This is a genomic window from Pseudoalteromonas sp. T1lg76, from assembly GCF_002964725.1.
Taxonomy (GTDB): Bacteria; Pseudomonadota; Gammaproteobacteria; order Enterobacterales; family Alteromonadaceae; genus Pseudoalteromonas.
The window spans coordinates 19,444-36,355 of sequence record NZ_PQCE01000025.1 but is presented as its reverse complement, the minus strand read 5'-3'; the positions used below and the strand labels follow the sequence as shown (position 1 = coordinate 36,355).

Annotated in this window: 11 protein-coding genes and 1 pseudogene; 5 read left to right on the top strand and 7 right to left on the bottom strand. The window is 49.3% G+C overall.

Features of this window, described 5'->3' with window-relative positions; all coding sequences use genetic code 11:
* Positions 1-141: 141 nt before the first annotated feature.
* A complete protein-coding gene (locus C2M35_RS09580) occupies positions 142-2,112 on the bottom strand; it encodes an NADPH-dependent 2,4-dienoyl-CoA reductase (protein WP_105265200.1) in 1,971 nt (656 codons plus the stop codon).
* Positions 2,113-2,321: 209 nt separating this feature from the next.
* Here C2M35_RS09580 and sppA point away from each other — a divergent pair.
* Together sppA and ansA are read left to right on the top strand one after the other, a co-directional pair.
* Positions 2,322-4,186: pseudogene (gene sppA / locus C2M35_RS09575) on the top strand (signal peptide peptidase SppA).
* A gap of 85 nt (positions 4,187-4,271) precedes the next feature.
* The gene (gene ansA / locus C2M35_RS09570) at positions 4,272-5,282 is read left to right on the top strand and encodes an asparaginase (RefSeq protein ID WP_105215841.1); all 1,011 of its coding nucleotides are present in this window, start codon (positions 4,272-4,274) and stop codon (positions 5,280-5,282) included.
* A gap of 71 nt (positions 5,283-5,353) precedes the next feature.
* Here the strand turns inward: ansA and gndA are convergent, their stop codons facing one another.
* On the bottom strand, positions 5,354-6,727 hold the full coding sequence (gene gndA / locus C2M35_RS09565) for an NADP-dependent phosphogluconate dehydrogenase (protein ID WP_105265199.1): 1,374 nt from the start codon (positions 6,725-6,727) through the stop codon (positions 5,354-5,356).
* Between the two features lie 451 nt (positions 6,728-7,178).
* Here gndA and pyk point away from each other — a divergent pair, with 451 nt between their 5' ends.
* On the top strand, positions 7,179-8,615 hold the full coding sequence (gene pyk, locus C2M35_RS09560) for a pyruvate kinase (protein WP_105199066.1): 1,437 nt from the start codon (positions 7,179-7,181) through the stop codon (positions 8,613-8,615).
* Positions 8,616-8,653: 38 nt separating this feature from the next.
* On the top strand, positions 8,654-9,643 hold the full coding sequence (locus tag C2M35_RS09555; RefSeq protein ID WP_105265198.1) for an ATP-dependent 6-phosphofructokinase: 990 nt from the start codon (positions 8,654-8,656) through the stop codon (positions 9,641-9,643).
* Between the two features lie 38 nt (positions 9,644-9,681).
* On the opposite strand, the gene C2M35_RS09550 is transcribed toward C2M35_RS09555, so the two are convergent.
* The 5 genes from C2M35_RS09550 to ggt all read right to left on the bottom strand — a co-directional run bounded on the left by C2M35_RS09550 (position 9,682) and on the right by ggt (position 16,046).
* Complete coding sequence (locus tag C2M35_RS09550) at positions 9,682-10,155, bottom strand: helix-turn-helix domain-containing protein (protein WP_105199068.1); 474 nt, start codon at positions 10,153-10,155, stop codon at positions 9,682-9,684.
* Between the two features lie 184 nt (positions 10,156-10,339).
* Entirely contained in the window at positions 10,340-11,167 is an 828-nt protein-coding gene (locus C2M35_RS09545; RefSeq protein WP_105265197.1) for a LytR/AlgR family response regulator transcription factor, read from the bottom strand.
* Positions 11,164-12,237 carry a sensor histidine kinase gene (locus C2M35_RS09540; protein WP_105199070.1) on the bottom strand — a complete coding sequence of 358 codons (1,074 nt, stop codon included), beginning with the start codon at positions 12,235-12,237 and terminating at the stop codon, positions 11,164-11,166. The genes C2M35_RS09545 and C2M35_RS09540 overlap by 4 nt, the downstream gene beginning before the upstream one ends.
* A 171-nt stretch (positions 12,238-12,408) precedes the next feature.
* Positions 12,409-14,127 carry an NAD-dependent malic enzyme gene (locus tag C2M35_RS09535; RefSeq protein WP_105265196.1) on the bottom strand — a complete coding sequence of 573 codons (1,719 nt, stop codon included), beginning with the start codon at positions 14,125-14,127 and terminating at the stop codon, positions 12,409-12,411.
* Between the two features lie 155 nt (positions 14,128-14,282).
* Positions 14,283-16,046, bottom strand: coding sequence for a gamma-glutamyltransferase (gene ggt, locus C2M35_RS09530; protein WP_105265195.1), 1,764 nt, complete (start codon positions 16,044-16,046; stop codon positions 14,283-14,285).
* A gap of 249 nt (positions 16,047-16,295) precedes the next feature.
* On the opposite strand from ggt, the gene rrtA reads away from it, so the two are divergent.
* A complete protein-coding gene (gene rrtA, locus C2M35_RS09525; RefSeq protein WP_105265194.1) occupies positions 16,296-16,877 on the top strand; it encodes a rhombosortase in 582 nt (193 codons plus the stop codon).
* The last annotated feature ends 35 nt before the right edge of the window (positions 16,878-16,912 follow it).

The window sequence follows — 16,912 nt, the reverse complement described above, 5'->3', positions numbered from 1 at the left end:
GGTGAAACCTTTTATGCTAATAAAGTGTTAATGATATAGCACAAAGACCCGCATTCCCCTGCTTTTATTACAAAAAATATTTAAGACATAAAAAATGCCGCAACTAGGCGGCATCGATAAAAAGCTGTGTAAGCGAGTAAATTAAATCTCGCGTGCCACCATAAGGGCTTCCTTAATGGCACGCTTAGCATCAATTTCTGCCGCCAGTTTGGCGCCGCCAATGACGTGCACCTCGGCTTTCCCTGCCCCTTGTTCGGCCTGTTTAAGCTCGGTGTCGTTCGAGGTTTGGCCAATACAGCCGATCACTGTATCTACATCCAACACCCGGGCTTCACCGGCTACACTGATATGCAGGCCCTGAGCATCAAAACGCTCGTATTGGCAATCGGCGATTTGCTCGACGCCATGCATCTTGGCCACCTGACGATGGATCCAGCCGGTAGTTTTACCTAAGCCGGCACCGAAACGTCCCCTGCTGCGTTTTAGCATGTAAAGTTTCTTATCACTCTTGTGTAACTCAACCGGCTGCTCTATGCCCCATTGCGCCTTAAAGTTGGCGATACTCTGATGATGCTCTTCAGTTAAAAACGCCACCATGTCGAAGCCGATACCGCCAGCACCCAAAATAGCAATACGAGAGCCGAGCTCTACGTCACCACGGATCACCTCGTCATAGCTATAAACGCTTTTACCATCTTCACAGCTGAAACTGGCTTTACGAGGCGATACACCACAGGCAAAGACGATATCGTCGTAATCATTTTGCATTGAGGCGTCATAGGCGGTGTTCATATGTAGCTGCACGCCCTGACGTACAACTTCTTCGCTGAAATATTTAAGCGCTAACTGGAAGTCTTCTTTCCCGGGAATACGCATGGCCAGGTTAAACTGACCGCCCAGAGTATCTGAGCGCTCGATAAGGGTGACCTGATGGCCGCGCTGGCGCAAATAAATACTGGCAGCCAGACCCGCAGGACCGGCACCAACGACAAGCACATTTTTACTCTTTTGGGCCTTTTCAATGGCTAAATCTAGCTCAAACGCCGCTAAAGGGTTCACCAAACAGGTGGCGCGCTGGCCTTTAAACACATGGTCTAAACAGCCCTGATTACAGCCGATACAGATGTTAATCTGCTCGCTACGCTGCTGCGCATACTTATTAAAGAGTTCTGGGTCGGCCAATAAAGGACGGGCCATGGAGATCATATCTGCCTGACCGGCTTTTAGGATCTCATTGGCTATCTCTGGGGTGTTAATACGGTTAACAGCGATCACAGGTTTTTCGGTAGCCGCTTTTAAACGCTGTGAGGCTTCTCGAAAGGCCCCAGGTGGTACCATGGAAGCTATGGTCGGTACCCTGGCCTCATGCCAACCAATACCTGTATTAAAGATATCAACACCGGCCGCAGCCAATACCTTGGCCTGCTCGGTGACTTCCTCGGCAGTTGAACCGTTAGGAATAAGGTCCATAACCGACAAACGAAAAACAATAATAAATTCATCGCTCACCTGAGCGCGCACCGCCTCGACTATTTCCTTGGCAAAACGCATACGACCCGTGTTATCGCCGCCATATTCGTCAGTGCGTTTATTGGTATGAGGCGCCATAAATTCATTGATCAGATAGCCCTCTGAGCCCATGATCTCAACGCCGTCGTATCCTGCCTGCTGTGCCAAACGGGCGCTGTTGGCAAAATCTTTAATGGTGCTTTTGATCATGCCCTTGGTCATGGCTTTAGGGGCATAAGGCGTAATAGGTGACTTAATGGCACTGGGGGCACAGTTAAAAGGGTGATAGCCATAGCGACCAGCGTGCAGCAGTTGTAAGCAGATTTTACCGCCGTGTTTGTGCACCGCCTCGGTGTATATCTTATGCTTAAGCACATCGAACAAGGTATTAAAGGATGAGGATATGGGCGTCAGCTTGCCGCGAATATTAGGGCTATAGCCGCCGGTAATAATCAGGCCAACTCCACCTTTAGCACGCTCTTCATAAAACGCCGCCAGGCGCTTACGATTATGCCACCCTTCTTCTAATCCTGTGTGCATAGAGCCCATTACCAGGCGATTTCGTATTTGCCCATGCGCTAATTCTAATGCTTGTTCTAGCATGGCTATCCTCTCTAACTAATCTGGTCATACCTGTTTGAGAGTAGCGATTTTTAACTTCAGCGGCAAGTAGATTCGACAGCGCCCTTGGTGAAAGCAAGGGTAACTGTAAACACTTAGTTACTTTTTTCTGTTTAAAATTTTGAAGTCTTTGGGCTAATATGGAAGTCTAAACTAGGTGTAGAGCAGATTTTAATATTAAGGATCTGATTTTGATTAAAAAAGTAGTAAAAGCCACTTGGGATGGAATTAACTTTTCCCGCCGTCTGGTGGTCAACCTCATCTTTATAGCATTGGTTATCATAGTGATCGCCTCAATTACCAGCGACGATGGCGAGATCAAGGTTCCTCAGGGCGCAGTGCTTAACCTGAACCTAAACGGCTACCTGGTCGAACAAAAACGCTATGTAGACCCACTCGATGCTGCCCTAGCCCAATCCATGGGTGCACAAGATGAGCCGGCTGAAATCCTGGTTGATGATGTGGTTGATGTGATCAACAAGGCCGCTAACGACGAGCGCATTGAAGCCATGCTATTAAACGTGCAAAACCTAGGTGGCGCTCATATCAATAAGCTGGCGGCCATTGCCAAAGCCATTGATGCTTTTAAAGCCCAGGGCAAACCGGTTATCGCCACAGGCTACTATTACACCCAGAGCCAGTATTATCTTGCCGCCCACGCCGATGAAATTAACCTACACCCCTACGGCGGCGTGTCTATCGAAGGCTTTGGTGTCTACCCTGTTTACTTTAAGGATGCGCTGGACAAGCTGAAGATCACTCAGCACGTGTTCCGCGTGGGTACCTTTAAGTCGGCGGTAGAGCCGCTGATCCGTAACGATATGTCGCAAGCGGCTAAAGAAGCGAACAAAGAATGGTTGTCACACCTTTGGCAGCAATATAAAGACGAAATCGCGACCCTGCGTGGTTTTGAGCAAACCAACTTTGATGAAAGCCTGGACACTTACCTTGCCAAACTTGAGAAAGTAGACGGCAACGGTGCCGAGTACGCGCTGCAAAACGGTTGGGTCGACGCGCTTAAAAACAATCAGGAGCTACGCCAACAGATGATCGACTTGGTTGGTCTTGATGAAAAAGGTAAGAGCTTCCGTCAAATCGGCTTCAACGATTACCTGGCTACCTTTAAGATGCCAATTGCAGTGGATAACCCATTGACTGAAAAAGTGGCGGTTATTGTGGCTAAAGGCACCATAGTCGACGGTCACCGTAAGGCCGGTGAAATCGGCGGTGACAGTACAGCTGCCTTACTACGTGAAGCTCGTAATAATGATCGCGTTAAGGCCGTAGTTCTTCGTATCGACTCTGGCGGCGGCAGCATGTTTGCATCTGAGCTAATTCGCCGTGAAGTTATCGCCCTTAAAGAAGCGGGCAAGCCAGTGGTTGCCTCCATGGGCTCGGTGGCAGCCTCTGGTGGTTATTGGATAGCCAGTGCCGCCAATGAAATTTGGGCAGCGCCAAGCACTATTCCGGCTCTATCGGCGTATTCGGCACCATAATGACCTTTGAGAAAAGCGCTGCAAAACTAGGTGTTTACTCAGATGGTGTTGGCACCACAGAGCTAAAAGGCTCATCGGTATTGCTTGGCCTAGACGATAAACTGGCACAAGCCATTCAAATGAGTGTGGAAAATGCCTACTCTCGCTTCTTAGAAGTAGTGTCAGAGTCTCGCGGTCTATCTCTTGAAGAAGTAGATAAAATCGCTCAGGGCCGTGTTTGGATTGCCACTCAGGCACAACAACTGGGTTTGGTTGACCAACTTGGCGACAAGCAGGCCGCCATTAGCGCCGCCGCTAAACTGGCAAGTCTGAAGCACTATGATGTGCAACTTATCGAGCAGCCGTTATCGCCACAGGATATTTTCATTCAAAACCTGTTTGGTAATGCCGCGGTGCAGTCATTGGTTGCTAAGCAAGCACCGCAAAGTGCCAGCGTGGGTGCGGCCATGCAGTTCGATAATTTTGTTGAGCAGATTGAACAACAAGTGAACTCGCTTAAAGCCTTCAATGATCCTGAAGGTATCTACGCCCGCTGCTTGGTATGTACCGTAACGAATTAATTTTCGTAAATAAATCCTGGCGCCACATTTAGTCACGGCGCTACAGCATGTATACTTAGCCCGATAGCATTTATCGGGCTTTTTTATGAAACGTAAACGTATTTATATCGCCTATACCGGCGGTACCATAGGTATGAAGAAATCAAGCCAGGGCTTTATTCCCGCCGCTGGCTACCTGACCGAAACGGTTAAAAACAGTGCTGAATTTAACCGCGATGAAATGCCGCTGTTTGATATCGAAGAATATTGCCCCCTTATCGACTCTTCCGATATGTCACCTGCCCATTGGCAGATGATAGCCGACGATATTCAGGCCAAATACCATGACTATGATGGTTTTGTGGTATTGCACGGCACAGATACCATGGCCTACACGGCTTCGGCGCTGTCGTTTATGTTTGAAAACCTGACCAAACCTGTGATAGTTACCGGCTCGCAAATCCCCTTGTCACAACTGCGCTCCGACGGCCAGGTTAACCTGTTAAACGCCATGTATCTGGCGGCGAATTATCCCATTGCCGAGGTGAGCCTCTTCTTTAACAATCAGCTTTTCCGCGGCAATCGGGCAACCAAGATACATGCCGATGGCTTTAATGCCTTCGACTCCCCTAATATGGCGCCCTTAGCCAAAGCCGGTATTAATATTCGCCTGATTGAAGGCCAGCTCAGCCCCTATATCGACAATGAATTACAGGTCTCACGCATTACCCCACAAGCCATTGCCGTTTTGCACCTGTACCCTGGGATCAGCGCCGATGTGGTCGGCTCGATAATAAACGACGACATTAAGGCCCTTATCTTGTTGAGTTTTGGCGTCGGTAACGCACCGCAAAACCATGAGTTCTTAGAGCTTTTGGCCAATGCCAACGAACGAGGCATAGTCGTTATCAACCTTACTCAATGCCTGCAAGGGCAAGTAAATATGGGCGGCTATGCCACCGGCAATGCATTGTTGAATGTCGGCGTGATCAGCGGCTTCGATATGACCTTGGAAGCCTGTTTAACCAAGCTGCATTATTTACTTAGCAAGCAGCTCTCGGCGCAAAGCATACGTCACTTAATGCAGGACAATTTGCGCGGCGAGTTAAGCCGTTAACTACCAATTTAAAGCATGAAAAAGCCCCGCAAATGCGGGGCTTTTTTTATATGTGCGTTTAATCTTGGCGATTAACGAACCTTGGCATCAATCTCAACCAAGTCCGTCAGGTGACACACCTCACCGCTGTGGGTCTTAATGCCATGCTCACCAAAGTAGTCGCGTTGCGCCTGCACCAGGTGACCATTGCTCGGCGTGCTTAAGGTCGCCAAATAGTTTTGTGTGGCGCTCAGCACCGGGAATGCCAGACCTGTGCTCACCGCGGCACCGGTAATACGACGCAGCGCTTTGACTTGCGTATCCAGAGTATCGATAAACTCTACGCCCTGGGCAATTTGATCCAGATAATCGGCACGGATAATACAACCGGCACGCCAAGTTTGCAGCGTTTTAGCCAGGTCTACCTTCCACTGATGGGCGCGCGATGCACCTTTGATCAGCGCCAGACCCTGGCGGTAACATAACAGGCTCGCCAGATGGAACGCATCTTTTAGTTCGTCCAAATCGATATCGAGGCGCTCGGTTGCCTTGGCCGCATAGGTCATTTCTTTTGCAGCATGGGTGTCACCTGTATTGGTAAGGTGACGGGCTTGCACCGCGGCAACCAATGAAGGTACGGCAATGCCCAGTTCCAAGGCATTTTGCGCCGTCCACAGGCCGGTGCCCTTGGCGCCAACCTTATTGTCGATTAAATCAACCAGTGCCTTGCCGTCTGTGGTTTCAAGCTTAAGAATATGGCTGGAAATAGCCAGCAGATAACTATTCAGTTCGCCCTCAGACCAGGTATCGAAAATCTCGGCGATTTGCTGTGGTGTTTTACCCGCACCCAAACGAAGTAATTGGTAAATCTCGGCAATTAACTGCATTAACGCATATTCGATGCCATTATGTACCATTTTTACAAAGTGACCGCTGGCGGATTGGCCCACGCGAGCAAAACAAGACTCGCCATTGTAGCTGGCCGCCACTTTTTCAAATGAAGACTCGATACGCTCCCAGCCACCTTCTGAGCCACTGGCCATCATGGCTGGACCATGACGTGCGCCTTCAGCACCACCGGAAATACCCATGGTAGCGAATTCAAATTTGTTCTGGTATTTGAGCTTACGGGCAATGCCGTCTTTATAATTGCTGTTACCGCAGTCGACAATAATATCGTCCTTGCTCACACCCGCATCAACCAAGTCCTGACATACGCGATCAACCAGTTCACCGGCAGGAACCAATAAAAGGATAGAACGCGGCGCTTCTAAACGGCGCACCATATCATGAAGATCTGAGACTATATGCAAGCGCTCGGCCGTTCCTTGCGTTTTGGCGCAGCTGAGTAACTCTTCACCAGCGTCTGGATTTGTATCATAAGCAACGAGCGTGAGCCCTTTTTCGATTAAGTTCAAAGCAAGATTTTTGCCCATCACTCCCAGACCTACTAATGCTACTTGCATCGAGTTTCCTCCTCGGTATTAACGTGTGACTGGTTTAAAACACCCATGGGTGCAACAACATATTACTGTTAGCGTGAGAGCCTAACTCACTAATGGGATTAATAATTTTTATAGAGCCAGGCTCTAAATCTTTATTATTCTCCGCTTAGCGTTTTGATGCTCTGCACGCGGGTTGATCACCTTAAAAAATTGGGTGTATAACCTGATTACGGCGGGCATTATAGGGAAAACTTGAGACCATTCAATCCCCGCCTTGGAATTATATCAAATTACCCCAATATCATTGCATAAAGGAGTCAGCTCGCGATTATAGCACAATTGACTGCATCTGACACCGGTGTCATACTACCGACACATAAATAGTAAAAAATACGTAAAAAGCGGACTTCGAGCTGTAATTAAGCCAGAGTTTGCTACCCTGCTATTAAGCAAATGCCTACGGGAGACTTTAATGCTTAGACGTACGAAAATCGTGGCCACCCTGGGTCCGGCAACGGACAGAGACAATAATCTAGAAAAAATCATCCGCGCTGGCACTAATGTGGTGCGCTTAAACTTTTCCCACGGTAAAGCCGCCGATCACCAAGAGCGTGCCGATGCAGTACGTGATATCGCCAGCCGCTTAGGCGTACATGTGGCCATTCTGGCCGACTTACAGGGCCCTAAAATTCGCGTTTCCACCTTTAAAGAAGGCAAGGTTACCCTGACTCAGGGCGATAAGTTTATTCTGGATGCGGACTTAGGTCCGGAGCAAGGCGATATTAACGGCGTGGGTATCGACTACAAAGAATTACCCCAAGATGTTAAATCTGACGACCTACTGCTCCTTAACGACGGTCTAATTCAATTGACCGTTGACCATGTTGAAGGCAACAAGGTGCACTGTATCGTTAAGGTCGGTGGTGTATTGTCAAACAATAAAGGCATCAACCGCTTAGGCGGCGGCTTAACGGCGCCCGCCTTTACCGATAAAGATAAAGAAGATTTGATCACCGCCACTAAAATTGGCGTAGATTACATCGCCGTGTCTTTCCCGCGCTGTGGCGAAGATATGCGCTATGTGCGCTCTTTGGCCGAAAAAGCCGGCTCTACAGCCCAGCTATTAGCTAAAATTGAACGTGCCGAAGCGGTGGAAAGCGTTGAAGCCATCGACGATATTATCCTGGCTTCCGATGCGGTCATGGTTGCCCGTGGCGACCTGGGTGTAGAAATTGGCGATGCCGAGCTTGTTGGTAAACAAAAGACCATTATCAATCGTGCCCGCTCCCTGAATCGTGTGGTGATCACCGCCACGCAGATGATGGAGTCCATGATAGACAACCCTATGCCGACCCGCGCCGAAGTAATGGATGTGGCCAACGCGGTATTGGACGGCACAGATGCCGTGATGCTATCGGCGGAAACCGCTGCCGGTGATTACCCAGAGCAAACCGTCGCCACCATGGCGCGCGTTTGTTTAGGCGCCGAGTCGCAAAAAGAAACCCATATTTCCAAACACCGCCTCGACAGCATGTTTGCCGACAACGCCGAGACGATTGCCCTGTCCGCCATGTATGCGGCCAACCACCTGGGTACGGTTAAAGCCATTGTCGCGCTGACAGAATCAGGTAACACGGCCAAGCTGATGTCACGTATTTCATCTGGCCTGCCCATCTATTCACTGTCGCGCCATAAACAAACGCTAGGTCAGTCTGCCCTGTATCGCGGCGTCTACCCGGTGCACTTCGATTCCAGCCTGTATGAAAAAGAAGAAATTGCCAGCCAGGCGCTGTCGCGCTTAGTTGAGCTTGGCGACCTGCAGCAAGGTGATACTGTGATACTCACCCATGGTGACATGATGGAAACCGTTGGTGCCACAAATACCTTGAAAATTGTCACCGTTCAATAAATAGTAAGCATAGGTTTAAGCAACAGACGCAATAACTTATGACTAAATTGAAACGCGTCGCAATACTTACATCCGGGGGCGATGCCCCCGGTATGAATGCGGCAATCCGTGCCCTTACCCTGCACGCTCTCTCCCATGACTATCAGGTTGTCGGCTTTTACGCCGGCTATAATGGCCTGATCAACGAAGACTATACCGAACTCAAGGCGTCCGATGTTGCTGACATCATACATCGCGGCGGCACCATTTTAAAATCCGCCCGTTGCCCACAAATGCTCAGTGAAGCCGGGATCCTCCAAGCGGCCAACAGCCTGCGCAAATGCCATATTGATGCCCTGGTAGTGATCGGTGGCGATGGTAGCTTCAAGGGCGCCCAAGCGCTGCAAGCCCATTGGCAAGGGCAGCTTATTGGTATTCCCGGCACCATAGACAATGATATCAATGGCACAGAGGCCACCATTGGCTTTCATACCGCCATAGATACGGCGCTCGATTGCATAGACAAGATTCGCGATACCGCTCAGGCCTTTGAACGCACTTTTGTGGTTGAGGTAATGGGCCGTGACTGCGGCATTTTGGCCATGGAAGCGGGCCTGGCCAGTGGCGCCGAGCAGATCATCTGCAAGGAACTTATCGATGATGAGCAGGCCTTTCTTGCCGAGCTAAAAGAAGAAATGGCACAGTCACTGCGCCAGGATAAGCACCCTAGTTATGTGCTGGTTATGGCGGAGCACTCGTTAAGTATCAGCGCTCAACAATTGGCCGAGCAGCTCAGCGAATACACAGGAGTCGATAGTCGCAGCGCTATTTTAGGTTATGTGCAACGAGGCGGAGCGCCGGTTGCCGGGGATCGTATTTTGGCGACTCAGTTAGGGGTCGCTGCGATTGAGCAATTAGCCAAGGGCACCAGCGGTGTGATGGTCGGCATAGAAAATAATGCCATCACCACCACCCTCTTTGCCGATACCGCCAATACACAAACCCGTAATAAGGACTTTGTGGCCCGGTTAAAGCAGTATCGACTTTGAGACTAGACAGAAAAAAGGCCGTGTAAACGGCCCCTTTGTTATCCTTCGGCGTGTGCCTTGTCGCTTCGCTCATACCAGATTTGATATTTATCACCTTGGTATTTCAACAGGGTAAATAAATATCCTGTGCTCAGCATTAGCAGGCCACCGACCAGTGCTGCCTCGTTTACAATACCCATAAGACAAAACAAGTAGCCACAGAGATGGCACAGACGCTCAACATTTTGTGCCGAACTGCGCGTTGGTCTGGGCTGTAAAAAGTGAAAAACAAACCACAGTTTTAAAAACAGCGGCAGGTTTTTCCAATTATCCGAGCTTTTATCTATCATCACTTTCTCCTGGTTCAATGTTGCTAAATCGACATCGAGGGCAGCAGCCAGGCATTTTTGCGACTCTAAACTCGCATTGGCACCACTTTCTATCCTTTGCACTGTTCTGACGTTGAGCCCGGACATCTGCGCCAATTGCTCTTGCGATAATTGTCGACTCAAACGTAATTGCTTTAAATTCATAACCTGCCTCTTACTGCGTATCCATGTCAAAGTGAAGATTGAAGGAATATTAGCACTGTCGGGTACGAAAACTGCCCGACATTTACCCGACAGCAGGCATTTCAAATGCCTAAACCCAACAAAAAAGCGAGCACCCATGTCTCGCTTTTAATAAGATCTACTGATATTGATGAAGCTAGTTAAATTAATTAGCCAGAGCTGCCTTGACCTTATCACGGTAGCTACGGCTGACTTTCAGCTCCTGACCGTTAGTTAATACCAGAAGGTATTCACCACTGACCTGAGTCACCAGTTTGCTGATCTGTTTTGAATTGACGATGGCGCTGCGATGGACACGTACAAACAAACTAGGGTCGAGCTCACGCTCCAGCTCTTTCATGGTTTTACGTAAGATATGAGTTTGTCCGTCGCCACAGTGAAGACACATATAATCACCGGCGGCATCCACCCATTGAATGCTATTGGTCGACACACGGATGATTTCACCCTGCTCTTTCACCGCCAATGATTCCGGGTAGCGCTTGGTCTCCAAGCTGTCACCGCTGGCTAATTTCTTAAGAATTTCCTCACAGTTATTACCTGTGATCCCGGCCACAAAACTGGCCAGCTTTTTCTTATGAATATTATCTTGTTGTGTTTTTAAATGTGATTGCACTTTTTCCACCGCCTGTTTTAGTCTGTCGTCATCCACAGGTTTGAGCACATAGTCGAGCGCATGTACTTCAAAGGCCTGCACGGCATAGCGATCGAAGGCGGTAACGAACACCACAAGGGGTTGCTGTTCGGTGGGCAAGTGCGCTAGCGCATCCGCCACCTCAAAGCCGTTCATTCCTGGCATCTGAATATCCAAAAACACCAAATCTATCGTTTGCGATTGACACAAGGCCACCGCATCGGCACCTTGAGCACACTGCTCGATGACTTCTATGTTATCGAGTTGCGCCAAACGTACGGCCAAGCCCTTACGTGCTAAGGACTCGTCATCGACGATCAGGGTTTTTATGGTATTCACTCTGTTACTGCCTTCTCAAAAGGGATACGAATATTGACGGTTAAACCAGTCGGCGTATTCCCTGATAATACAAATGAATAATTGTTCTCGTAAAGTGTCTTCAATCTATCCTTGGTATTGGCTATGCCAACGCCACCGGCGTGCAGCAGCTGCCCATCTTTAAGCTCTGTGCCCGGGCCGTTATCACTGACCTCAAGCAACAATTCCTTGGCAAACACCTGAGCCTTGACACTGATCACCCCGCCTTGGGTCATCTGCGCTATGGCATACTTCAACGAGTTTTCAATTAACGGCTGCAAAATAAGGCTCGGCACCAAGGCTTCTCTGGCCTCGTCACTGATATCCATCTGCACAGCCAAGCGGTCGTCGAAGCGCACCCGCTCAATATCTAAATACAGGCTTAGGGCATGTAATTCCTGCTCTAAGGCCACTTTTTTAATGGGGTCTGTGTTAAGCGTATAGCGCAAAAAGTCACTTAATCGCGACACCATCTTGTTGGCGTCCTTGTTTTCCTCCACCAAGATCAAGGTCGATATGGCGTTGAGAGTATTAAACAAAAAATGCGGATTAAGCTGATAGCGCAGCATTTTCAACTGCGCTTCATGGGCCATGGTATTGGCCTTCAGTGCCTTTTGTCGTTCACCCTGTAAGAGCTGGTAGTATTTGATCCCGAAATACAAACCACTCCAACATAAAATGATATAAACCGAATCCAGGCCTTGTTGAAAATAGTAAAACCACTCATCGGGGCGATAACCATGGCGGTAAATTTCCCACAGGTTAAACTTTTGCACCACCGACCACAGGGTTCCTGTGATATAGGACACCCCGAACACCACCAGCACCAAGATCCAGGGTTTGGCATTCCACACCCGGCGGTACAAATAGCGCAGCGGCACCGTCATCAGGCACCCGGCATAGGCATTAAGCAAGATCACAAACACGTAAATATCACGCATTTCAAAGACCTTGGAACCTATGTAGTTAACTAGGGCATAGCCTATCCATCCGGCGATTTGCAGGACCCAGAAAAAACGCTGGCGATTATCGACTAATTGCTGCCAATTCAAAATTCACTTAACTCCTTGCCAACGCCATCAATATCCATGCGCGCTGCATACTTATCTAACATCATTATTAATAAAGCCGGCTCAAAAGGCACTGTATTTGGTCTTATCTAACCCTTCCTTCAACGCAAAAACGCCGCACAGTGGGTGCGGCGTTTACTTATATGACGGTGATTAAATACTCACACGCTTATAGTTGCGATATTCGGGGTGCCAATAATTCTTATCTATGGCCTTAATAATGTCCTCGTCACTGACCTCCAGTGCCTCCCCCTGCTCAATCGCTACCTTGGCCACCGCAAAGGCAATACGCTTAGACAAGGCTTCAATTTGAGTCAATGGCGGCAGCAAGCTGCCCATACCTGAGTTGGCCAAGGGCGAACTCGACGCCAGGGTTTCACTGGCGGCCATCAGCATTTCATCGGTAATACGTTTGGCTTTAATGGCAATAACACCCAGACCAATGCCCGGGAAAATATAGCTGTTGTTACACTGTGGAATGTTGTAGTCCTTGCCCTCATGGCTAATGGTCCCGAACGGGCTGCCGGTGGCAATGATGGCCTGGCCATTGGTCCAGTTCACTACATCTTGAGGATGGGCTTCAACCTGCTTTGACGGGTTCGACAGAGGGAAAATAATCGGCTGTAGATTATTTTCTGCCATGGTACGTACAACCTGCTCGGTAAAGAGCCCAGGTTGGCCCGATACGCCGATCAGTATGCCCGGCTCAGTACAGTGCATCACATCGAGCAAGGACGGATAATCGCCGCTGTATTGCCACTGCGCAAGGTTATCCTCAGACTGCATCAGCGCTTGTTGGAAATCACGCAACCCTTCCATGCCTTCGGCCAACAGACCAAAACGGTCCACCATGTAGATTTGACTGCGCGCCTGGGCATCACTGATACCTTCAGACACCATTTGGCTGATAACCTGCTCGGCAATACCACAGCCTGCAGAGCCGGCGCCAACAAACACCACCTTTTGCTCACTCAGCTTAGTGCCTTTCACCCGGCAAGCGGCCAACAAGGTACCCACAGTCACTGCTGCTGTGCCCTGGATATCATCGTTAAAGCTACAGATCTCATCACGGTAGCGTTTCAAAAGTGGCATGGCGTTAGGCTGAGCGAAATCTTCAAACTGCAGCATCACACTTGGCCAACGGCGCTTAACCGCTTTAATGAAGAGATCAAGAAACTCGTCGTATTCCTGCTGACCGATACGCTTATGACGCGCCCCCATATACATAGGGTCGTTCAATAATTTCTCATTATTGGTACCCACATCCAGCATCACCGGCAAGGTATAAGCAGGGCTAATGCCACCACAGGCTGTGTACAGAGACAGTTTACCAATGGGAATCCCCATACCGCCAATACCCTGGTCGCCCAGACCCAAAATACGCTCGCCGTCGGTGACCACAATCACCTTCACCTTGCCCTTGGTGGCGTTGCGAAGAATGTCGTCGATATTATGTCTGTCTTCATAAGAGATAAATAAACCACGTGAACTGCGGTAAATATCGGAGAACTGCTCACAGGCATCGCCCACGGTTGGCGTATAGATAATGGGCATCATCTCGTCGATATGATCGCGTACCAAACGGTAATACAGGGTCTCGTTATTATCTTGAATGGCGCGCAAGTAGATATGCTTATTAAGATTATCGCTAAAGCTGGAGTATTGTTGATAACAACGCTCCGCCTGCTCTTCGATGGTTTCAAAGCGTGGCGGCAATAAGCCGGCCAGGTTAAAACTCTCACGCTCACGCTGCGTAAAAGCACTGCCTTTATTGAGCAAGGGTGTCTCTAACAGAGTGGGGCCGGAATATGGAATATAAAGATAATTTGGATCGCTGATTTGTGTGTGAGGTGCGGATGATTTATCAGTCATGATGCCTACTTAGCGCAGAATACAATTGCCTGATATTATTGCCCCTTGAGGGTAAATTGCAAACCGAAATCGGCTAGATTACGTATTCATCCCCAGTTTTTGGGCTTGTTAGCAATTAACCAACAAGCCCCTGAGTTTATATTAACATTGGTGCCCTATTGGCCCAGAGCTATGCCCTCACGCCTGGGATCGGCGCTGCCATAAAGTTTGCCATCAATGACCTCCACAGCATGCAGACCTGAGTTCAGATCGCCAATGCGTACCTTATGACCACGCAGCTCAAATTGCGCTTTCAGCTTGGCCAATTCGGTCCCCTGCTCCAAGGTGGTTACATCGTTGCGATTGGTCAGACGCGGCATATTGATGGCCTGCTGCGCTGTAAGCCCCCAATCAAGCACACCGATTATGCTGTGCGCCACATAATTGATAATGCGACTGCCGCCGGGTGAGCCTATCACCAGGCGCAGTGAGCCATCTTCATTAAACACCATAACAGGTGCCATGGAGCTGCGCGGGCGCTTATTGCCCTCAACGCGGTTTTGCACATATTTACCGTCGCGCTTAGGCGAGAGCGCAAAATCTGTGAGTTGGTTATTCAACAAATAGCCATTCACCATGACGGTCGAGCCAAACGCCATTTCGATAGAGGTGGTCATGGACACCGCATTGCCCTTTGCATCAACGATGGAAATATGGCTGGTATTAGGCAGCTCAAAGGCATCGTCCTCGGCATAACTTACACCCAAAACCGGGTTGCCGTGACGCTGCTTATGGTCATGCTCACCTATTAAGGCCGCACGCTTATCCAAATAAGCGCTGTCCATCAAGGCTTGAGTGGGAACCGCCTGAAAATCCGGGTCGGCCATATAAACGTTACGGTCGGCAAAGGCCAATCTTGAAGCCTGAGTAAAGTAATGCAACGCTTCTGGGTCATTAACCGGATATTGACTTAGCTTTTTGTGCTCCAGCAATTTCAGAATTTGCAGGACCGCCATACCGCCACTGCTTGGTGGCGCCATAGAGCATACACGGTAGCTATGGTAGCCAACGCAGATAGGAGCACGCTCTTTGGCTTGATAGCCTTGAATATCCGCTTCGGTTAAAAGACCTGGAGCAATCTCGCTGTGCTGCACTGCATTGGCGATGGCCGTGGCGTTGTCACCCTGATAAAAGGCGGTAACGCCCTGCTCAGCCATCTGCTGATATAGGGCTGCAAGCTCAGGGTTTTTGCGTATCGTGCCCACGGCTAAAGGCTCGCCGCCGGGAAAGAAATAGTCACTGGCCACCGGCAGCTTTTCAACACCTGGGTTGATGCGACGGGCCAGCAGATTATGCAGCCGCGGCGATACCTCAAATCCTTGCTCGGCTAAGGCGATGGCGTCGCTAAAGAGTTCTTCCCATGCCAAATTGCCGTACTGGGTGTGGGCATCGGCCAAGGCTTTCATCACCCCGGGCACCCCCACGGAGCGACCACCGACGACCGCATCTATCCAGCGCACCGCCTTGCCTTCACTATCGAGAAATAGCTCGGGTGTGGCCGCTTTTGGCGCGGTTTCACGGCCATCAAAGGTAGTTAACTGACGCCCCTGCGCATCATAATGCATAATAAAGGCGCCGCCTCCTATACCCGATGATTGCGGCTCAACCAGGGTTAAAACCAGTTGTACGGCGATGGCTGCGTCTATGGCGCTACCGCCTTTGGCCAATACCGCCTCGCCGGCCTTTACCGCATAAGGGTTCGCGGCGGCAACCATGTATTTACCACCGACAACCTGATGTTTGGCGACAATACTGGTGGTGGCTTCGGGCTCTCTGTCGGCGAGTACCTGTTTGTTGGCACTGGGTTCTTCGGTGGTAACACAGCCGGTAGTAAGAAAAAGAGTGGCTGCAAGAGTAAGCAGGGATTTAGAAAAAGTCATAATAGCGCTAGAGTCTGTTTATCCTTGTTTGAGATTGGCATCTTAAGGGAAATACCAATTCACTTAAATAGCTAATCATTCTAGCGGGCTAAATATCATGCTCACTGTGTTGGGATTTTTCTATGTAGAAAACGTAAGAAAAAATTCCGCCTTGTGAGCATATCATTTATCCAGCGCTATATCTGATCACATACTTAACAGAATTGGTATAAACGGGCACAATACGCAAAAATAATAGATAATCGCCCTATGTTTAAATCCTTGTTTAAAAAGTCGACCTTATTTGCTCCTTTAACCCTGATCATTCTCTGCATACTGATCATGGTTTTCAATTTGAATCCCGTGCTGCAGTTTGACCGCGGCGCCATCAATGACGGGCAAGTCTATCGTCTGCTTAGCGGTAACTTCAGCCACAGTAATGGCGCCCATTTATTAATGAATATGGCCGGCGTTGGCGCTCTTTGGCTTCTTCATCATCATTTTTTTACGGTACGTGGCTATTGGCTGGCGGTACTGAGTATTTCAATTGGCTGCACCGGGCTTATTTATCTGTTCGCCGATAATATAGATATTTACGTTGGCCTAAGCGGCGCCTTGCATGGCCTATTGGTCTATGGCGCCCTTCGGGATATTTGCAGCGGCGAGAAAACCGGTTACCTGCTGTTATTAGGCGCGTTGATCAAGGTGGCCTATGAGCAATTTATCGGCGCCAGCGCCGACTTAGAAACCCTTATCGCCTCGCGGGTGGCCATTGAAGCCCATTTATTTGGCGTTATAGGCGGTGTGGCGCTGGCCGCATTGCACTGGTTAAGGCATCGCGCTCGCAAGTAAATTAGCTTATCTAGAGAAGAAAATAAAAAGCCCGG